The sequence below is a fragment of the Pseudomonas japonica genome (assembly GCF_013522925.1).
Taxonomy (GTDB): Bacteria; Pseudomonadota; Gammaproteobacteria; order Pseudomonadales; family Pseudomonadaceae; genus Aquipseudomonas; species Aquipseudomonas japonica_A.
Map to the genome: position 1 here is coordinate 260,425 of NZ_JAAMQU010000008.1, position 24,342 is coordinate 284,766.

Sequence of the window (24,342 nt, forward strand, 5' to 3'; positions counted from 1 at the left end):
CCCCAAGAGATTGCACGCTCGCTATCAGATGAGCTCAGGCGTCCGGCCGGGCCAGGTGATCGCCCAGGTGACGACCGCGCTCGGCGTTGATCTTGCGCAATTGGCCGTGCAAGTGAATGTCCCAGATTTGCGGGTCGTGCCGTAGCTGGTAGCCGTGGAGGGTCAGGCTATCGACGATGGCATCCAGTACCGATTCCGCGGCCTTGGCCCCATGGAACGGGCCCTGTGCCTTGATTGCCGTGGGCTGCTCGCCCGCCATTCCGGCCGCGAACAATAGCGTCCAGTGGCCCACATTCCCAGCCACAGGGCGGATGATGCACTCGATGCGGGTTTCAAGCCCGAGGCATTGGCGAGTGAGGCTAAGCGAGTGATCCATGCTGCGGTCCCTCCGCTGGGTGGATTCTCCTCAGACCGCATTCGCGCAAAAAGATCCGTACACCGGGCAGATGAGCGCCGAGCGGTCATCTCGCCCGGCGCCAACGCCTCAGGAGCAGGGCTTGACCTCGGCTAGCGCTTCCACTTTGTGGTCTCGCTCGGCTTCACGCAGCTCTTCTTCGCTGATGACTTCGGCAATAGCCCGCAAGCGATCCACCACCAAAGCATTCACGCTGCCTTCCGGGAAGTTGCCGTTGGCATCAGGCTCGCCTGCCTCTTCGCCGACCAGCAAGCTGAGCGCTTCGTCCGCCTGGCTGACCGCATACACGTGGAAGGTGCCGTCGCGCACGGCCTTCACCACCCGCTCGTCGAGCATAAGGGTAGCCACGTTGGCCTTGGGAATGATCGCGCCCTGCTCGCCGGTAAGCCCACGCGCTTCGCACAGCCGGAAGAAGCCCTCGATCTTCTCGTTCACCCCGCCTACAGCTTGCACTTCCCCGAACTGGTTGATCGAGCCGGTAATGGCGAAGCACTGCTTGAGCGGTTTGCGCGACAGCGCCGAGATCAGTGTGCACGCTTCGCCGAGCGAAGCGCTGTCGCCATCCACGTAGCCATAGGATTGCTCCAGCGCGATGCTGGCGGAGATCGCCAACGGAAACTCCTGGGCATAGCGGCTGCCAAGGTAGCCCGTGAGGATCATCACGCCTTTGGAGTGAATGGGCTGCCCCAGGTTGACCTCGCGCTCGATGTCCACGATGCCGCTGCTGCCGGGGTACACCGTGGCGGAAATACGCGCGGGAACGCCAAACGCCGAGTCGCCCACCGCCAGTACCGTGAGCCCGTTGCATTTGCCCACGGCGGCGCCGGAGGTGTCGATCAGCACGATGCCCGCAAGCATGTCGTCGAGGATGCGTGCCGACACTCGGCCGGTCCGCGTAGCCTTGGCCTTGAGCGCGCGCTCGATGTGGCCCGAATCAGTCACCGGGTCGCCCGCCACCTGGCGAATGAAATCCGCCTCGCTCACCAGCTGGAAAAGGTCGCCGATCCTGGCAGACAAACGCCCTTGGTGCTCGGCCAGGCGAGCGCTGTAAGTGGCCAGCCGAGCGACTGCATCGGCACTGAGGGCAGCCATACCCTCCTCGGAGGTACGCGTTTTAAGCAGCTGGGCAAACTGCTCAAGGCTGTCACCGTCCATGGGGATGTCTTCGTCGAAGTCCACCAGTACCCGGAACATCTCCTGGAAGTCCGGATCGTGGTCTTGCAGCGCGTAATACAGCTGACGGGAGCCGATGATCACCACCTTCACATTGAGGGGGATCATCTGCGGCGCCAGGGTTACGGTCGCCAGCCGGCCATACTCGCCCAGGGGGGATTCCATCTTCAGGCGGCGCGATTGCAAGGAGCGCTTGAGCGCATCCCACACGAACGGCTCGCCCAGCATCTTCTCGGCTTCAAGGATAAGGAAACCGCCATTGGCCCGGTGCAGCGCACCCGACCGCAGCTGGCGGTAGTTGGTGTACAACGCGCCTTGGTCCGTGCTGTATTCGATGCGGCCAAACAGGTTGTCGTAGGTGGGGTGCGGCTCGAACACGACAGGCGCGCCCCCGCTGGCGTGGTGCCCGATCACCAGGTTGGGCGCGTACTGTTCTTCAAGCATCTTGCGAGCGATGGCATCGCCCTTGGGGTCGTCGACCAGCTGCTCTACTACCGTGCGCAGCAAGTGCACCTGCATAGCCTGCAAATAGGCACATACCCCGGCCTGCTCCGAATACCGCTCGGACAAGGGGCCTAGCAAAGGCTGGAGCGCAATGGTGATGGTTTCTTCATTGAGCTGGCGCAGCTGGTTACTGGACTCGCGCTTCCATTGCGGCAGGCTGGCGAGCTCCTCGTTGAGGCGCTCCTCGAGGGCGGCAATGTCACTATGGAAGCGATCGCGATCCGCCTCGGGCAGCCCGGCGAATTCCGCCTCGTCCAGCGCCTTGCCCTCGAGCATCGGAGTGAAGGCAATATTGCTGCTGTCCCGGTACAGGGCCACGTCCTTCTCGAGCGCCGCACGCTCGATCACATCCAGCGCACGGTCGTAGCGATGGTTGAAGGCGCGGTCGATGGCGCTTTTTTTCTGCTGGTAGGAGGGATGCTCGAACACTGCCGGAAACGTCGCCAGCAGGTTGTCGATAAGCCCGCCGATATCGCTGATGAACGCGCCAGCGCTGCCAGGCGGCATTTCCAGCGCGCGCGGATTACGCGGCTCATCGAAATTATTGACGTACACCCAGTCGCAAGGCGTTTGCATGCGCTTGGCTTCAGTCTTGAGGTAACGCTTGGCGAAGGAAAAGCGACCGGTACCCGGCTCGCCCATCACGAATACGTTATACCCCGGGCGGGGCATGGCCACACCGAACTGCAAGGCTTCCACAGCGCGTTCCTGCCCCAGCACACCGCGGAAGGGCTCCAGGTCCTCGGTGCTGGCGAAACTGAACTGCTCGGCAGTGAACGGCCGCGCCAGGGCTTCAGGTGCGAGACGCAGGCGGGCGGCAACGGAATCGGGCATCAGGCTTCCTTAGGTTTACAAACTTTGAGCATTCTGGCGCTCGCAAGGCGCGGCTGGCAAGGGAGCGCTGCCCAGACAAGCACATGGCTCGCACGGTGTACGCTAAATGCGTAGCAAGGCCGACGGAACCGCAAACCCTGCCTAAACTCCAACATGCGCGCCCAGCCCAACGGCAGGCGTGCACCTGGTGCTCGAAAGGGCACAGGCCATTTTGATCGACATGCGAGAACAATGCTATGAAACGGATTCTGCTTGGCTCCCTGTTTACCGTCGCTTCCCTCCAGGCATTTGCCCAGGCCCCCGGCGGCCCGGACTGCGGGTGGGGCAACATGCTGTTTGAAGGCCAGCGCGGCACCCCGGCTCACTTCCTGGCTTCTACCACCAACGGCACTTCCGGGAACGCCACGTTCGGGATGACCTCCGGAACCAACGGTTGCAACACCAGCGGCGCGCTGACCTATGGCGGCAAGTCGTGGATTGCCATGAATGGCATGATGAACGAACTCTCCGAAGACATGGCGCAAGGCCAAGGCGAAGCGCTGACCACCTATGCAGTGGTACTGGGCGTAAAACCTGAAGATCGCGCTTACTTCTCCAGCGTGACCCACCAGCACTTCAATGACATTTTCAAAACCGCTGACGTGACGGCCGAAGACGTTCACGCCAACACCCTCAATGTACTGAAAAACGATCCACGTCTGGCCAAGTACGCCACCCAGGCGTAAGGTCGCTGCGTGTCCCCGCCCCGCTTGGGGCGGGTTCTGTCATTTGCCGGATGCAAGGGATGCTCACCCGCTTTCTATGGCTGGCCCTGTTGGCCTGCACCTCGCTCAACGCCGCTCCGTCTATAGCCCCCGCCACCCTGGATCGCCTGGCTCAAGACCCGAACTGGATCGCCTTGGGGCATTACGAATACAAACGCCTCCGTGGCTGGCACAGCTACGTGGATGATCGCCGTTTTTTCCTGGCAGAAAACGGCCGCTACAGCCCTGCCGATGAATTGGCCGCCACGCTCCGGGCGCTGTATGCCCCGGCCAACCTGGGCAATCGGCATGCCCAGTGTGTATTTCCTGCACGTACGCGGTGGCTGCGCGCCCGCTTGAACCTTGACGATTTGCCCCAGGTGGATTGCCCGGACTTCCAGCACTGGTACGGCGACATTTCGCCTCATTCGGCCGTGCTGGTGTTCCCGGCCGCCTACCTCAACAGTCCTTCCTCGATGTTCGGGCATACTTTGCTGCGCATCGATCAGGCCGACACACAGGCCAACCAGACGGCGCTGCTCAGCTATGCGATCAACTTCGGCGCCTATGTAGAAGGCAGTGACAACAGCATGCTCTATGCCTGGAAAGGGCTGGCCGGTGGCTACCCCGGGCTGTTCTCGCTGGTGCCGTATCAGCAGAAACTGGCCGAATACCGCAGCCTGGAAAATCGGGACCTGTGGGAATACCAGCTTAACCTCACCCCGGAAGAAACCGGCCGGCTGGTAGAGCATGTGTGGGAGCTACAGCAGATACGTTTCGATTACTACTTCTTCGACGAAAACTGTTCGTACCGGCTACTGGAGCTACTGCAAGTGGCGAGGCCCGGCTTGCAGCTGACCGAGCAATTCCCTCTGGCGGCAATCCCTACCGATACGGTGAAAGCGGTCAAGGCCGCCGGGCTGGTACAGCGCACCGACTACAGGCCCTCCCGCGAACGGGAGTTGTTGGCCCGAGCTGCCCCCTTGAGCGCTTCAGAGCAGGCGCTTGCCAAGCGCATGGCAGACACGCCAGCGGCCGCGGGCGATCCAGCGTTCAACGCCCTGCCCCGCGCGCAACAGGCCCTGGTGCTCGACACGGCCTACCGGCTGCAGCGCTACGAGGCAACCGGCCAGCCCCGGGATGCCGAGCGAAGCCAGCGCAGCTTCGCCTTGTTGCAGGCTATCAACCGCAACCCTCCGCCTGCCTTGGCAGTGGAACGCCCGGGGTTGCCAGAAGAAGGCCACCCCTCTCGAACCTGGGAGCTGGGGCTGGGTACCCGCGATGATCGCGCGTTTGCCGAATATGGCTTGCGCATGGCGTATCACGACCTGCAGGACAACGCCTACGGCTTCCCGCTGGGCGCGCAGATCGAACTCGGTGGGCTGAAAGTTCGCCAGTACGAAGGCGGCGAGTGGCAGTTGCAACAGTTCAACCTTGCAACGATCCGTTCGCTGTCCCCGCGCAACGACCTGCTAAAACCCTGGTCGTGGCAGGTCAGCGGCGGCCTGGAACGCGTGCTGGGAAAGCATGGCGATAACGTGCTGGTCACGCATTTGAATGGTGGCGCGGGAGGAACCTGGCAGCTCGCGCCGGAGGTACTCGGCTTTGCCCTGGGTACGCTGCGGGTAGAGCATAACAATGACTTCGCGGCGTTCGCGGCGCCAGCGGCAGGCTTTGACACCGGGCTGTTGTGGCGCAACGGCCTGGGCAATCTGCGCCTGGAAGCCAAGGGCGATTACTTCACCAATGGTGAAGCGCGGCGCCAGCTGAGCCTGGCCCAGCAATGGGAGTTGAGCCCTACTCTCGGCGTGCGGCTCGCGGCGCAGACAGACTTCAGCCACCTCGGCGGGCCGGTGAACGAAGTGCTGCTGGAGCTCAAGTGGTACCACTATTGACGCACCAACCAAACACTGACCGACGATTGACATTTAATCTACAAAAACACACCTAAACTGATACCTATGCCGGGCAGCTGGCCTGGCGCCTGAGGTATCCAACATGAAGATGCAGTGGTGTGTGGTCTTCGGCGTAATCATGCTCGCCGGCTGTACGACGACTCACGAACAGTTGCTGCAGCAGGGTTATCCGCCGGGCTTCGCCGACGGTTACCAGGACGGATGTGGCAGCGGCCGCGGCGCCGCCGGCTCCATCACAGGCACCTATACCAAGAACGTGCCTCGCTATTTGTCCGACAAACTCTACAGCAGCGGCTGGGACGATGGGTTCCGTCAATGTCAGGCTGCGCTGGCCAACCAGGAACGGCAGGATCTTCACGACAAAGTGTTGAACGACCGCGATCGGGACTGGCAGCGCGACGTGGACAACGGCAAGGCGCGGGCCTACCACTCCAATTGATCACTGTTCGGCATTGAATGGAAACTCCAGGCGGTCAGCTATTGCCTATTCAAAGGAGACGTACCAGGAGGGATATTCATGAGCCGCGCATTCGTCAATGAAGATCAGGCAGCCGCCCACGCCAGCCAACCAGTGGAGCGGATGGTAAGCACCCTTCCCAACTACGTGACCGAGTCGGGCCTGGTGCAGTTACGCGCCCGGGCCGATGAGCTCCGGGCGCTACACCTGGAGCAGAGTGCCTTGGGCGAACGCGCCGACCGCCAGGCGCTGGCGGATCTGGAGCGTGACCTACGCTACTACCATCAACGCTTGCAGACAGCGAAGGTCGTGCCGCCGGTTCAAGCGACCGACACGGTACAGATCGGCAGTTGGGTCAGTTATGTGGATGAGCACAACATGCACCGGCAAGTGTGCCTGGTGGGAGAGGATCAGGCTGACGTAGGTGTTGGCCTGATCAACTGGGCCTCTCCGCTCGGCCGCGCCCTGATGGGCGCGAAAGTGGGCGACGAAGTGGTATGGCGCCGCCCGGCAGGTGAACATGTGCTGGAAGTACTGGCTATCTCCGCTACGCCTGACTGAGCGCAGGTCGCAGGCAAGCCTCGCTGCTACAGAGGACACCTGTAGCAGCGAGGCCCGATTACGCCAGCTTGCGGTACTTGACGCGGTGCGGTTGCGCCGCGGCTTCGCCCAGGCGCTTCTTGCGATCGGCTTCGTACTCGGTGTAGTTGCCTTCGAAGAAGACGATCTGGGAGTCGTCTTCGTAGGCCAGGATGTGCGTGGCCACACGGTCCAGGAACCACCGGTCGTGGGAGATCACGATGGCGGCGCCCGGGAAGTCCAGCAGCGCTTCCTCCAGCGAACGAAGGGTTTCTACGTCGAGGTCGTTGGACGGTTCGTCGAGCAGCAACACGTTGCCGCCTTCCTTCAAGGTCAACGCCAGGTGCAAGCGGCCGCGCTCACCACCGGAGAGGTCCTTCACGAACTTCTGCTGGTCCCCGCCCTTGAAGTTGAACCGGCCCACATAGGTGCGGGACGGCACTTCATAGTTGCCAATGCGGATCTGGTCCGAGCCGTCGGAGATCTGCTGGAACACCGTCTTGCTGCCGTCCAGGTCCTCGCGGCTCTGGTCCACGCACGCCAACTGCACGGTATCGCCGATGTCGATGGTGCCCGAATCCGGTTGCTCCTTGCCCATGATCATGCGGAACAGCGTGGATTTACCCGCGCCGTTGCCGCCGATCACGCCCACGATCGCGCCCTTGGGCATGGCGAACGAAAGGTTGTCGATCAGTACCCGGTCGCCATAGCTCTTGGTGACGTTGTTGAACTCGATCACCTTGTCGCCCAGGCGTGGGCCCACCGGGATGTAAATCTCGTTGGTTTCGCTGCGTTTCTGGAATTCCTGCGACTGCAGTTCTTCGAAGCGCTGCAGGCGGGCCTTGGATTTGGACTGCCGCGCCTTGGCGCCCTTGCGCACCCACTCCAGTTCTTCCTTGAGCGCCTTCTCGTGAGCCGACTGCTGCTTGGATTCCTGCGCCAACCGCTCGGACTTCGCTTCGAGCCAGCCGGAGTAGTTACCTTCGTATGGAATGCCGTGGCCACGGTCCAGCTCGAGGATCCAGCCGGCAACGTTGTCCAGGAAGTAACGGTCGTGGGTAATGGCTACCACAGTGCCCTGGAAGTCATGGAGGAAACGCTCCAGCCAGGCCACCGAATCCGCGTCCAGGTGGTTGGTGGGTTCGTCGAGCAGCAGCATGTCAGGGGCCGACAGCAGCAAGCGGCACAGCGCGACACGGCGTTTTTCACCACCGGAAAGGTGTTCGATACGGGCATCCCATGGCGGCAGCCGCAGGGCATCGGCGGCCACTTCCAGCTGGCGCTCGAGATTATGCCCGTCGGAGGCCTGAAGGATGGACTCGAGCTTGGCCTGCTCGGCGGCCAGCTTGTCGAAATCGGCATCCGGCTCGGCGTAGGCGGCGTACACCTCGTCAAGGCGCGCCTGGGCGTCCTTGATGGCCGACACGGCCTCTTCCACCACTTCACGAACGTTCTTGTTCGGGTCCAGCTCGGGCTCCTGAGGCAGGTAACCCACATTCAGCTCGGGCATCGGGCGGGCTTCGCCGTCGAACTCTTTGTCTACCCCGGCCATGATCCGTAGCAGCGTGGATTTACCCGAGCCGTTCAGGCCCAGCACGCCAATCTTGGCGCCAGGGAAGAAAGACAGGGAAATGTTCTTTAGGATTTCCCGCTTCGGCGGAACAACCTTGCTCAGCCGATGCATGGTGTAGACGTATTGGGCCATGGGTAAACCTGACTGGTAACGATGATGGCGCGCACAGATGAAAAGCGCGTTTCGGGAGACGGTCAAAACTACCGGAATGCGTGATTGAGGGCAAACTTAGAGCCCGGGGGCTGGCACTTTGCCAGACATGGCGGCATGCTAGCCTGTCAACGGCAGCAGCGCCTGTTATCATGGGCCTTTCGCGGCCCATGGCACGCGCGCAGCGCCACTGGCGGTCTCGGCGCAACACCGCAGGATTTCAGTTTGAGCAACCTCGATCAGTCGTCGTCCCTGCGCCAGCGAACCCCTGCGGCCAGTGGTTCTTTTTCTGGCTCGCTGAAAAGCGCGCTCGCCGTGCTGGTGTTGCTCCTCTTCGGCCTGCTGGTATGGCAGGTACTGAACGAATATCACCGCAATCAGGACGAGCAACGCGCCGCTGCCGTAGAGCATAGCGCCAGCCTGGCAGACCGCCTGGGCCTGAACATGGCATTGTTCGCCGAGAGCAGCCTCAACGCGCTGTTGCTTGGAACGCCGCCGGGTGGAAAGGGGGTGCCGGCCGGGCTGATCGGCACGGTGCATCTGGGCGCCAATGGCCAGCCCCTGCCCGGCGAGCGCCCTTCAGCGGCGTTATCCAATGCGCTGCCCGAGCTGACACAGCACGCCAGCAACACCCGCTACTGGTACAGCAACAGCCCGGACGGCGCTGAAACCTGGCTGGCCCTGCGTGACCCTCGCAGCCAAGGCTTCTGGATATTGCGCTTCGCTCCGTCGTTTTATGGCCTTTTGGCGCCCCACCTGGGCGACCACGGTTGGTCCCAGTGGCTGGTCAAGGACGCCGAAGGCCGACCGATCTACCGGGCCTCGGGTGACGCAACCGCAGGTACCTCCCCTGCTCCGGTTCTGGCATTGTCCGCCGAGGAGCAACGTACCAGCGTCGCCAGTTACTCGCTGCCGGGGAGCGGCTGGCGCCTGGATGGGCTTTTTGATCCGCAGCTTGCGCGGTTGCCGCTGCTTCCCGGCCTGTTCAGCAAGCTTGCGCTTGGGCTCGCCTGCACCATTCTGCCGTTGCTGGTACTGCGTGACTTGCGCCGCAGGCAGCAGGAAGTGCAAGCGCAACGGCGTCGCTATCAGGATATTTTCGAAGGTGCCGGTGTTGGCCTTTGCGTGTTCGACCTGCGGGACCTGCGCCAATTGGTCACGCTTGCGGGCTTGCGGCGCATCGAAGATATCCTGCCATGGCTCGAAGCACACCCAGCCCAGCATCGGGTGTTGCGCGAAGCCATGCACCTGACCGAAGCCAACCAGGTTGCACTAAACCTGCTGCAGCTTCAGGACGCCGGCGCGGTGTGGGCGCGGCTGGTTGGCAGCAGCACGTTGGTGCCGCAAAACCTGCCCTACGAATTGCTGGTCGCCTTGCTCGCACCCGCCACGGTCGAACTCGAGTTTTCGCTGCCTGGCTCCGACGGCGCTGCCCGCCATGTGTGGGCACAGATCCGCGTGCCCGAAGATGGCAGCGTGGATGAAGTGATTCTAAGCCTCAACGACGTCACGCAACGCAAGCAGGCCCAGGTATCGCTGGTAGAGCGCGAGCGGTTCTGGTCGGACGTGGTACGGGCGGTGCCGGACCATCTTTATGTGGCCGACGTGCTCCAGCGCAAGATGCTTTACAGCAACCATCACCTGGGCATGACGCTGGGCTATACCCATAGCGAAGTTCAGGACCTGGGCGACCAGTTCTGGGAAGCCCTCATGCATCCGGTGGATGCCGAGCAATACCGTGCCCTGCGCCAGTACCAGCGGGACACCAGCTATGCCGGTCAACTGCAATGCCAGCTGCGCTTCCAGCACAGGGACGGCAGCTGGCGGCGTTTCGACATCCGCGAGCAAAGCCTCACCGAGGATACCGCCGGGCGGGTGACGCGGATCATCGGCGTGGCCAAGGACGTTACCGAGCAGATCGAGGCGAGCCAATCGCTACGCGACAGTGAACAGCGTTATCGCATGCTTGCTGAAAGCATCAGTGACGTCATCTTTTCGACCGACAGCCGCCTGAAGCTCAACTACGTCAGCCCCTCCGTTCAAACCGTGCTCGGTTATGACGTGCAATCGGTGTTCGATAACGGCTGGCAATCCACCATCGCCACGCCCAGCCAGGTCACCGGCCTGGAGGCGTTGCTCGACCGGGTACGCGCCGCCTTGGGCGAGCCGGCCCTGCTGGCAGAGTTGCGTACGCAGGTGCGCAGCCAGACGTTCATGCTCGACTGCCTGCGCGCGGATGGCCGCAAGATCCCCATCGAGCTGCGCCTGGTATTGATCTGGGACGAACACGACAACTTCGAAGGGATTCTCGGCGTAGGCCGCGACGTAAGCCAACAGCGACGTGCCGAGAAAGACCTGCGCATGGCGGCTACGGTGTTCCAGCACTCCACCTCCGCGATCCTCATCACCGACCCGGCCGGCTATATCGTGCAGGTGAACGAAGCGTTCAGCCGAGTCACCGGTTATCAGCCTGCAGACGTGCTGGACCAGCTACCCACACTGCTCACGGTCATCGAACAGCAGGAAGCCCACCTGCAATACGTGGTCAAGCAGCTTCACCTCAATGGCAGCTGGGAAGGGGAAATACGCCTTAAACGGCGTGACGGCGAACACTACCCGGCTTGGGTGGGCATAACCGCGGTACTGGATGAAGAAGGCGACCTGGCCAGCTATGTCTGTTTCTTCAGCGATATCAGCGAGCGCAAGGCCAGCGAACAGCGTATCCACCGGCTCGCCTACTACGACGCCCTCACCCACCTGCCCAACCGCACATTGTTCCAGGACCGCCTGTTCACTGCGTTGCAGCAAGCCGAACGGCAGAAGGCCTGGGTGGTGTTGATGTTCCTGGACCTCGACCGGTTCAAGCCCATCAATGACTCGCTGGGCCATGCAGCGGGCGACCGCATGCTCAAGGATATGGCCATGCGCTTGCTGGCCTGCGTGGATGAAGACGACACGGTTGCGCGCATGGGCGGTGACGAATTCACCCTGTTGTTGCAGCCGCGCGGCAGCCGCGAAGCGGCGCTTACCCGAGCTATCCACGTAGCGGAGGAAATCCTCGGTAATCTTCACGCGCCTTTCGTGCTCGAGAACCGGGAGTTCTTCGTCACGGCCAGCATCGGCATTGCCCTTAGCCCGCAGGACGGCAGCGAGCTGAGCCAGCTGATGAAAAACGCCGACACCGCGATGTATCACGCCAAGGAACGCGGCAAGAACAACTTCCAGTTCTATCAGGCAGACATGAATGCCAGTGCGCTGGAGCGGCTGGAACTCGAAAGCGATTTGCGCCACGCCCTGGAGCAGGAAGAGTTCGTGCTGTACTACCAGCCCCAGCTCAGCGGGGATGGAAAACGGCTTACTGGCGCCGAGGCCTTGCTGCGCTGGCGGCACCCGAGGCGTGGGCTGGTTCCGCCTCAGGATTTCATCCCCGTGCTCGAAGAGCTTGGGCTGGTGGTAGATGTGGGCGACTGGGTACTGACCGAGGCCTGCCGCCAATTGAAAGCGTGGCATCAGGCCCGGGTACGGGTGCCCAAGGTGTCGGTAAACATATCGGCGCGGCAGTTCTCCGACGGCCAGCTGGGCAAGCGCATTGCGAGCATCCTCGCGGAAACCGGCGTACCGCCTGCGTGCCTTGAGCTGGAGCTGACCGAGAGTATCCTGATGAGGGACGTGAACGAGGCCATGCAGATCCTCGACAGCCTGAAAATGCTCGGCCTGAGCATTGCCGTTGACGACTTCGGCACGGGCTATTCCTCGCTCAACTACCTGAAGCAGTTCCCGATTGACGTGCTGAAGATCGACCGCACCTTCGTCGATGGGCTACCTGAGGGTGAACAGGATGCACAGATCGCCCGCGCAATCATCGCCATGGCCCACAGCCTCAACCTCTCGGTGATCGCCGAGGGCGTGGAAACCCACGACCAGCTGGACTTCCTCCGCGAACACGGCTGCGATGAAGTGCAAGGCTATCTGTTCGGCCGGCCCATGCAAGCCAACCGGTTCGAAGCGCAGTTCAGCAACGACGCCTTGTTCATGTTCGATTGAGCGAGAGCTGCAAGCTCGAAGCTTCAAGCGGCAAGAAGATCTGCCGTGGCTTTTGGCTTGCAGCTTGCAGCTCGCGGCCCTCAGCTGAACCCCGGTCATCCCCAGGATGACGGGCGCTCATGTGCCAGCCTCCGGTGGATGCGGTAGAATGGCGGCTTTCTCTCTGCCGATCCTCGAGGACCGCCAATGTTCAGCCGTGATTTGACCCTTGCCAAGTTTGACGCCGACCTCTTTGCCGCGATGGAGCAAGAAGCCCTGCGTCAGGAAGAGCACATCGAGCTGATCGCCTCGGAGAACTACACCAGCCCGGCGGTCATGGAAGCTCAAGGCTCGGTGCTCACCAACAAGTACGCCGAAGGCTATCCGGGCAAGCGCTACTACGGCGGCTGCGAGTACGTGGATGTGGTTGAGCAGCTGGCCATCGATCGCGCCAAGGAGCTGTTCGGTGCCGACTACGCCAACGTGCAGCCTCATGCCGGCTCACAGGCCAACGCCGCGGTGTACCTGGCGCTGTTGCAAGCGGGCGATACCATTCTGGGCATGAGCCTCGCCCACGGCGGTCACCTCACCCACGGTGCTTCGGTGTCTTCCTCCGGCAAGCTGTACAACGCCGTTCAGTACGGGATCGACGGCAATGGCCTGATCGACTACGACGAAGTGGAGCGCCTGGCGGTAGAGCACAAGCCGAAAATGATCGTGGCCGGTTTCTCCGCCTACTCTCAGGTGCTGGACTTCGCCCGCTTCCGCGCCATCGCAGACAAGGTCGGTGCTTACCTGTTCGTGGACATGGCGCACGTGGCTGGCCTGGTTGCCGCTGGCGTGTACCCTAACCCCGTTCCGTTTGCCGATGTGGTCACTACCACCACACACAAAACCCTTCGTGGCCCACGCGGTGGCCTGATCCTGGCGCGCAGCAATCCTGAAATCGAGAAGAAGCTGAATTCGGCCGTGTTCCCGGGCGCCCAGGGTGGCCCACTGGAACACGTTATCGCCGCCAAGGCCGTATGCTTCAAGGAAGCGCTGCAGCCTGAATTCAAGGCCTACCAGCAGCAAGTGGTGAAAAACGCTCAGGCCATGGCCGAAGTGTTCATCGAGCGCGGCTTCGACGTCGTTTCCGGTGGCACCCAGAACCACCTGTTCCTGCTCTCCCTGATCAAGCAGGACATCTCGGGCAAGGATGCGGACGCTGCCCTGGGCCGCGCGTTCATCACCGTCAACAAGAACTCGGTACCGAATGATCCGCGCTCGCCGTTCGTGACTTCCGGCCTGCGTTTCGGCACCCCAGCCGTGACCACCCGTGGCTTCAACGAAGCTGACTGCCGCGAGCTGGCAGGCTGGATCTGCGACATCCTGGCCGACCTGAACAACGAAGCGGTGATCGATGCCGTTCGCGAGAAGGTCAAGGCTATCTGCGCGCGGCTGCCGGTGTACGGCAACTGATCCGCCAGGCGTAAACGAGAACCCGGCCAAGTGCCGGGTTTTTTTATGGGTTCGAGAAACGCTTCCACTTTCCAGCCACCTGCGGACCGCACTTAAGGTGCCGTCTCCTGGCCCGAACGGGCCTTCACGCAAGTTGCAGGAGTATCAACCATGCCTACCGTCCAGCAACAATCCTTTGTTGGAGCCTTATGGCTCAATGGCCACCCACTCAACACACTAAGCGCACTATTAGGTAAAGCTGCCTGGGCCAACCGCCTCCCAAACCTGGCTGTTCTCGCGCCGCACCTGGCGAGCACAGTGCGCAATGATTCACACTTGCTCAGTTGCCAAGCGGGCGTAACGCCCAAGCCCATGGCGTTCTACTTCCAATGGACAACCGAAGGCTACCAACTGTATGTGCGTTCCCCAGGCAAGTATTTCAGCAGAGGGGTGGCGCTCGACGAAGGAGGTTTTCTTGGTGTCTTGCCCGCCGACCAACGAGCTCCTGCCTTGTTAGAGCTGAACTGCCTCAATGAGCGCCCACTCGATCCGACAGATGTTTCCACAAGCCAGTACGCTATCAAGTTAAGCACTGAAGGCGCTGCCATTACCCCACGCCGTCGAGCTCATTCCGGCTACCAATATCTGGGCGTTGAGCATCCGAATGCTCAAATATGGAAGCTATTGATCATTGAGCGTAACGTGAGTGCCCCATGGCTCAGCGAGCCAGGTGAGCAGTAACTTCACGGGCCCTCGCAAGCCTGCATACCCTTGAACGCTTCTTGGATTGCCTGTTCTGGCAAGTCATCGGCGATGAACACCATCACGCTCTCGCGTGCCTCGCCCTCCTCCCAGGCGGTGTCCCAGTCAAAGCCGTAGAGCTTGAGCACACCCTGGAACACCAGCCTGCAGGGCTCGCCAGCGATATTGAGCACACCCTTGTAGCGCAACAATTGCCGGCCGTGTTCTTCCAGTAGCGTGTTCATGAAATCGCTGAGGCGGTCGATGTCCAGCGGCCTATCCGTGCGCAACACCATGCTGGTGATACGGTCGGTGCTTTCGCCGATGAGCATTGGCCGTGGGCGGAACCCCGCGCCCAGCTCCGCATTGAGGTTGAACCCTCGAATATCCAGCAGCTCCGCCAGGTCGATCTCACCGTGGTCCACTACGCGAATCGGGGCGCGGTTATTGATGCGGGCTAACCGCTTACTGAGTGCTTCGAACGCTTCGGGTGTGACCAGATCCGTCTTGCTCACCAGTAGCCGGTCGGCAAACCCCACTTGGGCCTGGGCGATGGTTTGCTTCAGATGCTCGCCAGCGTGGGCCGCGTCAACAAGGGTCACAATGCCATCGAGCACATAACGGTCACGCAGCTCTTCTTCCATGAAAAAGGTTTGAGCAACCGGCGCAGGGTCGGCCAGGCCGGTGCACTCGATCACCAGCCGATCAAAGGCGATTTCTCCTGAATCGAGCCGTTCCAGCAACAGAAATAACGCTTTGGTGAGGTCAGTATGGATGCTGCAACACACACAACCGTTGGCCAGCGTTACCACCTGCACGGGCTCGTCGCCCAGCAGTTCGGTGTCGATACCGGCGTCACTGAATTCGTTCTCGATCACCGCCAGCTTCAGCCCGTGCTCGGCCTGAAGCATGTAGCGAAGCAAGGTGGTTTTGCCGGCGCCGAGAAAACCGGTCAGCACCGTTACAGGGACAGGGATGGGCACGTACGTCTCCGGATCAGGATCGAGGCACCTGAATCAGCATGTCCCCGGAAGGCCGGGGACAGCTCGCGAATCAGGCCGAGGCGGGGTTCAGCAACAACGGGGCGATCCCTTGCCACCGCCGTAGCGGGCCTCTTGCCGCTCACGGAAGAAGGCCTCGTAATCCATCACCGGCTGGTCCGGGTGGGTCTTTCGCATGTGTTCCACATAATTATCGTAGTCCGGCATGCCGACCATCAGGCGCGCGGCCTGCCCCAGGTATTTGCCCAACCGGCTCAGGTCATTGAACATGGCTCAGGTCCTCATGCGTCTGGCAGCGCCTGGAATGGCGCTTCCTTGTCGGTGCGGTCGCGTTTGCCCAGCGCCGCGTAGCCGACCTTGACCGCGAACACCAGTACTGCCAGCACCACGAACAGGAACAGCACGGTAAGCGTGGCGTTGGTGTAGGCGTTGAAGATCACTGCCTGCATCTGCTCGATACTCTTGGCCGGAGCAAGCACCTGCCCTGCCGCCAGCGCGTCGTTGTACTTTTTCGCCAATGCCAGGAAGCCCACCGCCGGGCTGGGGTCGAACAGCTTGATCAGGCCCGCGGTGGTGGTGCAAATCAGCAGCCACGCCGCTGGCAACAGGGTGACCCAGATGTAGCGCTGGCGCTTCATCTTGATCAGCACCACAGTGCCGAGCATCAGCGCGATGCCCGCCAGCATCTGGTTGGAGATGCCGAACAGGGGCCACAAGGTATTGATGCCACCGAGCGGGTCGACCACGCCTTGATACAGCAGGTAACCCCACAACGCCACGCAACCGCCGGTACCAACCATGTTGGCGCCCCAGGATTCGGTGCGCTTGAGCGAAGGCACGAAGCTGCCGAGCAGGTCCTGCAGCATGAAGCGGCCCGCGCGGGTACCGGCGTCTACCGCGGTAAGGATGAACAGCGCCTCGAACAGGATCGCGAAGTGGTACCAGAACGCCATGGTGTTTTCGCCTGGCAGTACCGTGTGCAGAATCTGCGCGATACCTACGGCCAGCGTGGGCGCACCACCGGCGCGGGCCAGGATGGTGTTTTCACCAATGTCGTGGGCCACCGCCTGCAGCGTTTCGGGTGTGATCGCAAAGCCCCAGCCACTGACCGCGGCTGCCACGGCGTTGATGTCGCCACCCACTACAGCGGCCGGGCTGTTCATCGCGAAGTACACGCCAGGTTCGATGACCGAGGCGGCAACCATGGCCATGATGGCTACGAACGACTCCATCAGCATCGCGCCATAGCCGATGTACCGGGCGTTCACTTCGTTATCCAGCAGCTTGGGCGTGGTGCCCGAGGAAATCAGCGAGTGGAAGCCCGATACCGCGCCGCAGGCGATGGTAATGAACAGGAACGGGAACAGCGTACCTTTCCACACCGGCCCGGTGCCGTCGGTGAACTGCGTGAGCGCTGGCATTTTCAGCTCTGGCATGGTGACCAGAATGCCGATGGCCAAGGCGATGATAGTGCCGATTTTCAAGAACGTAGACAGGTAGTCCCGCGGTGCGAGGATCAGCCAAACCGGCATTACCGCAGCCACGAAGCCGTAGCCGATAAGCATCCAGGTGATCTGCACGCCCGTGAAGGTAAAGGCCTTGGCCCATACCGGGTCGGCAGCCACTTGACCGCCAGCCCAGATGGAAGCCAGCAACAGTGCTACGCCAATGAGCGAGATTTCACCGATGCGGCCCGGGCGGATAAAGCGCATGTACACGCCCATGAACACCGCGATAGGAATGGTCGCCATCACGGTGAACACGCCCCACGGGCTTTCAGCCAACGCCTTGACCACGATCAGCGCCAGCACGGCGAGGATGATGATCATGATCAGGAAGCAGCCGAACAGGGCGATGGTGCCCGGGATGCGGCCCATCTCTTCGCGCACCATGTCGCCCAGCGAGCGGCCGTTACGGCGGGTGGAGAGGAACAGCACCATGAAGTCCTGCACGGCGCCGGCCACCACAACGCCGGCGATCAGCCAGAGGGTGCCAGGCAGGTAGCCCATTTGCGCGGCGAGCACCGGGCCCACCAGCGGGCCAGCTCCGGCGATGGCCGCGAAATGGTGGCCGAACAGGATATGTTTGTTAGTGGGAACGTAATCCAGCCCATCGTTGTTGAGCACGGCAGGCGTGGCTCGACGAGGATCGAGCTGCATCACTTTCTCAGCGATGAACAGGCTGTAGTAACGGTATGCAACCAGGTAGATCGCCACCGAGGCGACCACAATCCAGAGCGCGTTGATGCTTTCGCCGCGACGCAGCGCGACAACCCCGAGCGCCCAGGCGCCAATGACGGCCAGCGCGAGCCATGGCAGATGGCGGGCCAGACTATTATTGTTTTTCATGTTTTATATTCCAGCGAATGGCAACGGAACAAACCCGGCTCCAGTCTAGCTACACTTGCCGGGAAGCACACCCCCCACAAAGGTCGATGGCACGGGGTTTTGTGCCGTTACCGGCTGACTTTCAAGGTTTCGCGAGGTACTCGGCAAAACCTGTATACAAGCATTGCCGGCTACGCCATGGCACGGCAGCATAGAGAGCGACCCGCGCTGACGGGCCTCATTGAGGAAGTACCCATGACTGAAGAACGTCGTCGCTTCAAACGTATTGCCTTCGATGCCCGCACCGAGCTTACCCAAGGTGACAATCGCTGGGAGGTCAAACTGCTCGACCTGTCCCTCAAGGGGCTACTGGTCGAGCGGCCAGCCGACTGGCAAGGCAACCCGGCCGCACCGTTCCAGGTGACTGTGCAGCTGGGTGAAGACGCCCCGGTGAAGATGGAAACCGAGCTCAAGCACGACAACGATGGCCAACTGGGCTTCCAGTGCACCCACATCGACCTTGATTCCATCAGCCACCTGCGCCGCCTGGTGGAGTTGAACCTGGGCGACGAGGCGGAGCTGGAGCGGGAGCTGGGCGCGCTGGTGGGCTGATCCCTTACGGGAACGCCGGCAGCCCCCATCCGCTGGGCTCGAATTCAAGCAGGCTGCCAAGGCGGCCGTCGGCGTGGGTGTACTTCTCCGGGTCCATGGCCGAATCCGGCACGGCCAGGGCGTACATGCCCGCCGCCTTGGCAGCGGTCACGCCGAAGGGCGAATCCTCGAACACGAGGCAGTCTGCCGGTGCCACACCCAGGCGGCGGGCAGCTACCAGAAAGATATCAGGGGCAGGCTTGGCAGCGCCCACTTCCGGGTCATCAGCCGTCACGATCGTATCGAAGAGGGAAAACCATGCTTCGTGCTGCTGGGTCTTGAGCTTGAAGTACGTGCTCGAAGAGCTGGTGCCTACCGCGATCGGAATGCCGTTGGCCTTCAAATGCCGCACCAGCGCTTCGGCGCCGGCCATCCCCATCGCCTCGGGAAAGCGGGCGGTCATCAAGGGCGCGCGAATCTCCAGGAATTCATCCACTGTGATCGGCAGCTGCAGGGCTTCTACCACATAGGTGGCCAGGTCTCGCGCACCGCGGCCGATGATGTGCTGCTTGTGGCTCCAGTCGAAGGTTTTGCCATAGCGCTGAGCAATGGACTGGGTGACTTCGGTGTAGATGCCCTCGGTGTCGAGCAGCAGGCCATCCATGTCGAAAATCACAGCCTTTACCTGCGGTGCGGAGGTTGAAGCGCTCACCATGGGAAATCTCGCTCGGCTTAAAAGAAGGTGATACTCCGGGCGAGTGCTTCAGGTCAAGCTGCAACGCTACTCGAAAAGGGCGTCGAGGGCCTGCTCCAGACGGGTTACCGCTACGATTTCAAGGCCCGCCGGGGCTTCCTTCGGTGCATTGCCCTTGGGCACGATGGCCCGCTTGAACCCGTGCTTGGCCGCTTCCTTGAGCCGCTCCTGCCCGCTGGGGACAGGCCGCACCTCGCCCGACAGCCCTACCTCGCCGAATACCAGCAAGCCATGAGGCAGCGGGCGGTTTCGCAGGCTGGACATCACCGCCGCCATCAAGGCAAGGTCCGACGCGGTTTCGAGCACCTTTACCCCGCCCACCACGTTAAGGAACACGTCCTGATCGTGGGTAGGAATACCCCCGTGACGGTGCAGCACTGCCAGCAGCATCGCCAGGCGATTCTGGTCCAGGCCCAGCGTCACCCGCCGAGGGTTGGCCAGGTGGCTGTCATCGACCAACGCCTGCACCTCCACCAGCATCGGCCGGGTACCTTCCCAGGTCGCCATCACCACGCTACCCGCGATTTCTTCCTGGGCGCGGCTGAGGAAGATCGCCGAAGGGTTGGACACTTCTTTCAGGCCTCGATCGGTCATGCCGAACACGCCCAGCTCGTTCACCGCGCCGAAGCGGTTCTTTACCGCCCGCAGCAGGCGCAAGCGGCCGTCGGACTCACCTTCGAAATACAGCACGGTATCGACCATGTGCTCGAGCACCCGAGGGCCCGCCAGGGAGCCTTCTTTGGTGACATGCCCCACCAGGAATATCGCCGTGCCGCTCTGCTTGGCAAAGCGCACCAACAAGGCCGCACTTTCGCGCACCTGCGCTACGCCGCCCGGCGCGGATTGCAGCTGTTCGGTGAAGATGGTCTGGATCGAGTCGATCACCATCACCTTGGGATTTTCCCTGCGAGCGGTGGCGATGATGCTTTCGATCGAGGTTTCGGTCATCACCTTGAGTTTGTCCTGCGGCAAGCCAAGCCGGCGCGCGCGCATGGCCACTTGTTGCTGGGATTCTTCCCCGGTCACATACAGGGCCGGCATGCGCTCGGCCAGGTTGCACAGGGTTTGCAGCAGGATGGTGGACTTGCCAATACCCGGGTCGCCGCCGATCAGCACCACCGACCCATCCACCAGGCCGCCGCCCAGCACGCGGTCCAGTTCGGTAGAGGCGGTGGAAAACCGTGGAATTTCCTCCACGCTCACTTCTGCAAGGGTTTTTACCGTGGCCTGCTCGCCCGCCCAGCCGGTACGGCTGTTGCTGCCGGCGGCTGGGGTGTTTTCCACCATGGTTTCCACCAGCGTGTTCCAGGCACCGCATTCGGCGCACTGCCCCGCCCATTTGGGGAAAGTTGCGCCACACTCGGTGCAGCCGTACATGCGCTTGGCCTTGGCCATGGTGCCTCCATCGAACGAAAGGGCGCTTATCATACTCCTCGGCTCGGCCAGCCGGGGCTTGCCGAAACAAAACTAATCGGTGGGTTGCCGGTCTGGTAAAACAGTAACCCAAATGCCAAGGCGCTGATTTTCAAGCATTTGGTAAAAAACTTACCCGTTTCTTCAACTTGAAAAAGGATGCACTCAATGAGCTTGCTTAAAGAGTTCAAGGCCTTCGCAGTCAAAGGCAACGTGGTCGACTTGGCCGTGGGTATCATCATCGGCGCGGCCTTCGGCAAGATCGTGTCGTCCTTCGTGGGCGATATCATCATGCCGCCGCTCGGCTTGCTGATCGGTGGCATCAACTTTACCGACCTTGCCGTCACGCTACGCCCCGCCGAGGGGGCTTCGCCGGCGGTGGTGCTGGCCTACGGTAAATTCATTCAAACCGTGGTCGACTTCATCATCGTGGCCTTCGCCATCTTTATCGGCGTGAAGGCGATCAATCGGCTCAAGCGTGAAGAGGCCAAGGCACCCAGCCTGCCGCCAGTGCCTACCAAGGAAGAAGTATTGCTGGGCGAGATCCGCGACATTCTCAAGGAACAGAATGGCAAGCCAGCCCCGGCGGTATCGGTACAACCGCCAGTGGTGTAATCACCAGTAGGTTTCCACCGCGACTGCACCTGGCCGGCGGCTGAGGCTAAGGTTCATGTCGCGGCTTTTCAGCAGCTTGCGGGTGTCGTCGATCATTTCCGGGTTACCACAAATCATTACCCGGGAATGCTCAGGGGTGAGTTCGATACCCGCCGCGCGCTCCAGCTCGCCGTTGGCGATCAGGTCGGTGATCCGCCCCTGCAGGGCGCCTGGCCACGGCTCCCGGCTGACCAGAGGGATGAAGGTGAGCTTGCCGGCATACTCGGCGAGGTACTCGCGTTTCTCCAGGTCCGCGATCAGCTCTCCATAAGCGAGGTCGCGGCCATGCCGGGCGCTGTACACCAGCACAATACGCTCGAAACGCTCCCACGCTTCAAAGCCCTGCAAGATGGAAAGGAAGGGCGCCAGGCCTGTGCCTGTGGCCAACAGCCAAAGGTCGCGGCCATCGGCGAAGCGGTCCAGTGTGAGATAACCGAATGTCTGACGCTCTATCAGAAGCTCGTCGCCCACCTGCAAGCGCGACAGTTCGCTGGTGAACTCGCCGCCAGGCACTACCACCGAGAAGAATTCAAGAAACTCGTCGTACGGCGAGGACACCATGGAGTAGGCCCGCCAGGCGACGGTGCCGTCCGGCTTGGTTACGCCCAGGCGCGCAAACTGCCCTGCCTGAAAGCGAAAGCCTGCATCACGGGTGGTGCGCAGGGTGAACAAGTTGGGGGTCAAGGTGTGCACGGCCAACAGGCGCTGGCGGGTGAACTTCTCGTCGGTCATGGGGCCTCCACGTTTAATACCGCGTAGTTTGGCGCAATTGCGCGCCGACAAACACCGACGGTGCGTGTGGAAACCCCGTAGAATCGCCCTTTTTTTACCTGCCCGAGCCTGCACATGCCCCGCTTCGACAACGCCTTCGCCCAACTCGACCTGGTTCGCCAGCCGGAAATGGCCAACGAACCGTTGTATGCCTTCGATGCCGCCGATGACTACCTGCTCGCTCATCTGGCCGAGCAGCAGCTTCCGTCCGCGGCACGCGTGCTGGTGTTGAACGACGGCTTCGGTGCGTTGGCGATCAGCCTGCTGGGGCGCTTCGATGTGGTGACCAGCGGGGACTCGCATCTGGGGGCGTTGGCGCTGGGCAAGAACCTGGCTGGCAACGGGCACGCTTACGACGCGCTTAACCTGCTGCCGTCGAGCGAGCCCTTCGAAGGCGCCTTCGACCATGTACTGGTGCGCGTTCCCAAAACCTTGGCACTGCTGGAAGAACAGTTGATCCGGCTTCAGCCGCACCTGCGCGACGGGGTGCAAGTGGTGGCCGGCGCGATGATCAAGCACCTGCCTCGGGCCGCGGGGGATTTGCTGGAAAAGTACATCGGGCCCGTGCAGGCTTCGCTGGCGGTAAAGAAAGCCCGCTTGCTCACGGCGACCTATCAGCATCGTGAACCGGCCCGCTCGCCCTACCCTACCTGTTACCAACTGGACACGCCGGCGCTGGAGCTTGTCAACCACGCCAACGTGTTCTGCCGCGACGGGCTAGACATCGGTACCCGCGCCTTCCTGCCCCATCTGCCGCGTAACCTGGGCAGCGCGCGCGTCGCCGACCTGGGATGCGGTAACGGCGTGCTCGGCATCGTCAGCGCCTTGAGCAACCCTGACGCTCATTACACATTGGTCGACGAATCCTATATGGCGGTGCAGTCGGCGCGAGAGAACTGGCACGCAGCCCTCGGCGAGCGTGAGGCGAACATCCAGCCCGCAGACGGACTGGCGGGCCAACCGGCAAGCTCGCTGGACGTAGTGCTGTGCAATCCCCCCTTCCACCAGCAACAGGTGGTGGGTGATTTCCTGGCGTGGCGCATGTTCCAGCAGGCGCGGGATGCATTGGTTACCGGCGGCGCACTGTACATCGTGGGCAACCGCCACCTGGGCTACCACACCAAACTGGCGCGGCTGTTCCGGGGTGTGGAACAAGTGGCGGCGAACCCCAAGTTTGTGGTGTTGCGAGCACGGAAGTAGCGCTATTACCGATCAACTTGTAGGAAGCGGGCGGAGCTCGCGAACAACTTTTCGCCCATTCGCGCTATAAATTCTTCGCGAGCTTCGCCCGCTTCCTACAGAGTATATTCGGATGATCGCATTAAGGCAGCGCGCTTACTGTTCGGATTTTTTCTCGATACCATATAGTTACGAGGCGTGGACCATGTAGCGGCGAATCCCAGGTTCGTGGTGTTGCGGGCACAGAGGTAGCGCCGTTACCGATCAACTTGTAGGAAGCGGGCGAAGCTCGCGAACAACTTTTTGCCCATTCGCGCTATAAATTTTTCGCGAGCTTCGCCCGCTTCCTACAGAGTATATTCGGATGATCGCATTAAGGTAGCGCGCTTACTGTTCGGAGTTTTTCTCGATGCCATTTAGTTACGAGGCGTGGACCATGCAGCGGCGAACCCCAAGTTTGTGGTGTTGCGAGCACGGAAGTAGCGCTATTACCGATCAACTTGTAGGAAGCGGGCGAAGCTCGCGAACAACTTTTTGCCTATTCGCGCTATAAATTCTTCGCGAGCTTCGCCCGCTTCCTACAGAGTATATTCGGATGATCGCATTAAGGTAGCGCGCTTACTGTTCGGAGTTTTTCTCGATGCCATTTAGTTACGAGGTGTGGACCATGTAGCGGCGATTCCCAAGTTCGTGGTGTTGCGGGCACGGAGGTAGCGCTATTACCGATAAACTTGTAGGAAGCGGCGGAGCTCGCGAACAACTTTTTGCCTATTCGCGCTATAAATTCTTCGCGAGCTTCGCCCGCTTCCTACAGAGTATATTCGGATGATCGCATTAAGGCAGCGAACTTACTGTTCGGATTTTTCTCGATGCCATTTAGTTACGAGGCGTGGACCATGTAGCGGCGACTCCCAAGTTCGTGGTGTTGCGGGCACAGAGGTAGCGCTATTACCGATCAACTTGTAGGAAGCGGGCGAAGCTCGCGAACAACTTTTTGCCTATTCGCGTTATGAATTCTTCACGAGCTTCGCCCACTTCCTACAGAGTATATTCGGATGATCGCATTAAGGCAGCGCGCTTACTGTTCGGATTTATTCTCGATGC

At 61.4% G+C, this 24,342-nt stretch carries 19 protein-coding genes; 10 read left to right on the forward strand and 9 right to left on the reverse strand.

Going from position 1 to position 24,342, the window contains the following annotated elements:
• Positions 1–34: 34 nt before the first annotated feature.
• Entirely contained in the window at positions 35–376 is a 342-nt protein-coding gene (locus G7016_RS15165) for a PA4575 family protein (protein WP_181115707.1), read from the reverse strand.
• Positions 377–484: 108 nt separating this feature from the next.
• Positions 485–2,926: a Lon protease family protein gene (locus tag G7016_RS15170; RefSeq protein ID WP_181115709.1), complete on the reverse strand. Its 2,442-nt coding sequence runs from the start codon at positions 2,924–2,926 to the stop codon at positions 485–487.
• Positions 2,927–3,162: 236 nt separating this feature from the next.
• Here G7016_RS15170 and G7016_RS15175 point away from each other — a divergent pair, with 236 nt between their 5' ends.
• The 4 genes from G7016_RS15175 to G7016_RS15190 all read left to right on the forward strand — a co-directional run bounded on the left by G7016_RS15175 (position 3,163) and on the right by G7016_RS15190 (position 6,603).
• Positions 3,163–3,651, forward strand: a complete 489-nt coding sequence (locus G7016_RS15175; protein WP_181115711.1) for a DUF3015 domain-containing protein — start codon at positions 3,163–3,165, stop codon at positions 3,649–3,651.
• Between the two features lie 59 nt (positions 3,652–3,710).
• The gene (locus G7016_RS15180; RefSeq protein ID WP_181115713.1) at positions 3,711–5,564 is read left to right on the forward strand and encodes an Lnb N-terminal periplasmic domain-containing protein; all 1,854 of its coding nucleotides are present in this window, start codon (positions 3,711–3,713) and stop codon (positions 5,562–5,564) included.
• A 103-nt stretch (positions 5,565–5,667) separates the two neighbouring features.
• Positions 5,668–6,024, forward strand: coding sequence for a hypothetical protein (locus G7016_RS15185; protein ID WP_181115715.1), 357 nt, complete (start codon positions 5,668–5,670; stop codon positions 6,022–6,024).
• Positions 6,025–6,102: 78 nt separating this feature from the next.
• Positions 6,103–6,603, forward strand: a complete 501-nt coding sequence (locus G7016_RS15190) for a GreA/GreB family elongation factor (RefSeq protein ID WP_181115717.1) — start codon at positions 6,103–6,105, stop codon at positions 6,601–6,603.
• A 58-nt stretch (positions 6,604–6,661) separates the two neighbouring features.
• Here the strand turns inward: G7016_RS15190 and ettA are convergent, their stop codons facing one another.
• The gene (gene ettA / locus G7016_RS15195; protein WP_181115719.1) at positions 6,662–8,326 is read right to left on the reverse strand and encodes an energy-dependent translational throttle protein EttA; all 1,665 of its coding nucleotides are present in this window, start codon (positions 8,324–8,326) and stop codon (positions 6,662–6,664) included.
• A 243-nt stretch (positions 8,327–8,569) separates the two neighbouring features.
• On the opposite strand from ettA, the gene G7016_RS15200 reads away from it, so the two are divergent.
• The 3 genes from G7016_RS15200 (at position 8,570) to G7016_RS15210 (ending at position 14,548) form a co-directional block, all read left to right on the forward strand.
• Complete coding sequence (locus tag G7016_RS15200; RefSeq protein WP_375139697.1) at positions 8,570–12,388, forward strand: sensor domain-containing protein; 3,819 nt, start codon at positions 8,570–8,572, stop codon at positions 12,386–12,388.
• Between the two features lie 186 nt (positions 12,389–12,574).
• The gene (gene glyA / locus G7016_RS15205; RefSeq protein ID WP_181115724.1) at positions 12,575–13,828 is read left to right on the forward strand and encodes a serine hydroxymethyltransferase; all 1,254 of its coding nucleotides are present in this window, start codon (positions 12,575–12,577) and stop codon (positions 13,826–13,828) included.
• A gap of 150 nt (positions 13,829–13,978) precedes the next feature.
• Entirely contained in the window at positions 13,979–14,548 is a 570-nt protein-coding gene (locus G7016_RS15210) for a hypothetical protein (RefSeq protein ID WP_181115726.1), read from the forward strand.
• Positions 14,549–14,550: 2 nt separating this feature from the next.
• On the opposite strand, the gene yjiA is transcribed toward G7016_RS15210, so the two are convergent.
• From yjiA to G7016_RS15225, 3 genes are all read right to left on the reverse strand, one after another.
• A complete protein-coding gene (gene yjiA / locus G7016_RS15215; protein WP_181115729.1) occupies positions 14,551–15,531 on the reverse strand; it encodes a GTPase in 981 nt (326 codons plus the stop codon).
• An 87-nt stretch (positions 15,532–15,618) separates the two neighbouring features.
• Positions 15,619–15,819, reverse strand: a complete 201-nt coding sequence (locus tag G7016_RS15220; RefSeq protein ID WP_181115730.1) for a YbdD/YjiX family protein — start codon at positions 15,817–15,819, stop codon at positions 15,619–15,621.
• 11 nt (positions 15,820–15,830) lie between these two features.
• A complete protein-coding gene (locus tag G7016_RS15225) occupies positions 15,831–17,897 on the reverse strand; it encodes a carbon starvation CstA family protein (protein ID WP_181115732.1) in 2,067 nt (688 codons plus the stop codon).
• Between the two features lie 234 nt (positions 17,898–18,131).
• Here G7016_RS15225 and G7016_RS15230 point away from each other — a divergent pair, with 234 nt between their 5' ends.
• A complete protein-coding gene (locus G7016_RS15230; RefSeq protein WP_181115734.1) occupies positions 18,132–18,488 on the forward strand; it encodes a PilZ domain-containing protein in 357 nt (118 codons plus the stop codon).
• Positions 18,489–18,492: 4 nt separating this feature from the next.
• Here G7016_RS15230 and G7016_RS15235 read toward each other — a convergent pair whose 3' ends face one another.
• Positions 18,493–19,182 carry an HAD-IA family hydrolase gene (locus G7016_RS15235; RefSeq protein WP_181115736.1) on the reverse strand — a complete coding sequence of 230 codons (690 nt, stop codon included), beginning with the start codon at positions 19,180–19,182 and terminating at the stop codon, positions 18,493–18,495.
• Positions 19,183–19,248: 66 nt separating this feature from the next.
• Complete coding sequence (gene radA, locus G7016_RS15240) at positions 19,249–20,616, reverse strand: DNA repair protein RadA (RefSeq protein ID WP_181115738.1); 1,368 nt, start codon at positions 20,614–20,616, stop codon at positions 19,249–19,251.
• Positions 20,617–20,802: 186 nt separating this feature from the next.
• Here radA and mscL point away from each other — a divergent pair, with 186 nt between their 5' ends.
• Positions 20,803–21,249, forward strand: a complete 447-nt coding sequence (gene mscL, locus G7016_RS15245; RefSeq protein ID WP_181115741.1) for a large-conductance mechanosensitive channel protein MscL — start codon at positions 20,803–20,805, stop codon at positions 21,247–21,249.
• Here mscL and G7016_RS15250 read toward each other — a convergent pair whose 3' ends face one another.
• Positions 21,250–22,020 carry a ferredoxin--NADP reductase gene (locus G7016_RS15250; RefSeq protein ID WP_181115743.1) on the reverse strand — a complete coding sequence of 257 codons (771 nt, stop codon included), beginning with the start codon at positions 22,018–22,020 and terminating at the stop codon, positions 21,250–21,252. It abuts the gene before it with no gap.
• Positions 22,021–22,134: 114 nt separating this feature from the next.
• Here G7016_RS15250 and G7016_RS15255 point away from each other — a divergent pair, with 114 nt between their 5' ends.
• On the forward strand, positions 22,135–23,259 hold the full coding sequence (locus tag G7016_RS15255; protein ID WP_181115745.1) for a methyltransferase: 1,125 nt from the start codon (positions 22,135–22,137) through the stop codon (positions 23,257–23,259).
• Positions 23,260–24,342 lie beyond the last annotated feature (1,083 nt).

What these genes read in the sequence shown, in the direction of transcription:
- G7016_RS15165 (WP_181115707.1), bottom strand. Translation starts at nt 376, where the DNA reads ATGGATCACTCGCTTAGCCTCACTCGCCAATGCCTCGGGCTTGAAACC.
- G7016_RS15170 (WP_181115709.1), bottom strand. Translation starts at nt 2,926, where the DNA reads ATGCCCGATTCCGTTGCCGCCCGCCTGCGTCTCGCACCTGAAGCCCTG.
- G7016_RS15175 (WP_181115711.1), top strand. Translation starts at nt 3,163, where the DNA reads ATGAAACGGATTCTGCTTGGCTCCCTGTTTACCGTCGCTTCCCTCCAG.
- G7016_RS15180 (WP_181115713.1), top strand. Translation starts at nt 3,711, where the DNA reads ATGCTCACCCGCTTTCTATGGCTGGCCCTGTTGGCCTGCACCTCGCTC.
- G7016_RS15185 (WP_181115715.1), top strand. Translation starts at nt 5,668, where the DNA reads ATGAAGATGCAGTGGTGTGTGGTCTTCGGCGTAATCATGCTCGCCGGC.
- G7016_RS15190 (WP_181115717.1), top strand. Translation starts at nt 6,103, where the DNA reads ATGAGCCGCGCATTCGTCAATGAAGATCAGGCAGCCGCCCACGCCAGC.
- ettA (WP_181115719.1), bottom strand. Translation starts at nt 8,326, where the DNA reads ATGGCCCAATACGTCTACACCATGCATCGGCTGAGCAAGGTTGTTCCG.
- glyA (WP_181115724.1), top strand. Translation starts at nt 12,575, where the DNA reads ATGTTCAGCCGTGATTTGACCCTTGCCAAGTTTGACGCCGACCTCTTT.
- G7016_RS15210 (WP_181115726.1), top strand. Translation starts at nt 13,979, where the DNA reads ATGCCTACCGTCCAGCAACAATCCTTTGTTGGAGCCTTATGGCTCAAT.
- G7016_RS15220 (WP_181115730.1), bottom strand. Translation starts at nt 15,819, where the DNA reads ATGTTCAATGACCTGAGCCGGTTGGGCAAATACCTGGGGCAGGCCGCG.
- G7016_RS15225 (WP_181115732.1), bottom strand. Translation starts at nt 17,897, where the DNA reads ATGAAAAACAATAATAGTCTGGCCCGCCATCTGCCATGGCTCGCGCTG.
- G7016_RS15230 (WP_181115734.1), top strand. Translation starts at nt 18,132, where the DNA reads ATGACTGAAGAACGTCGTCGCTTCAAACGTATTGCCTTCGATGCCCGC.
- G7016_RS15235 (WP_181115736.1), bottom strand. Translation starts at nt 19,182, where the DNA reads ATGGTGAGCGCTTCAACCTCCGCACCGCAGGTAAAGGCTGTGATTTTC.
- radA (WP_181115738.1), bottom strand. Translation starts at nt 20,616, where the DNA reads ATGGCCAAGGCCAAGCGCATGTACGGCTGCACCGAGTGTGGCGCAACT.
- mscL (WP_181115741.1), top strand. Translation starts at nt 20,803, where the DNA reads ATGAGCTTGCTTAAAGAGTTCAAGGCCTTCGCAGTCAAAGGCAACGTG.
- G7016_RS15250 (WP_181115743.1), bottom strand. Translation starts at nt 22,020, where the DNA reads ATGACCGACGAGAAGTTCACCCGCCAGCGCCTGTTGGCCGTGCACACC.
- G7016_RS15255 (WP_181115745.1), top strand. Translation starts at nt 22,135, where the DNA reads ATGCCCCGCTTCGACAACGCCTTCGCCCAACTCGACCTGGTTCGCCAG.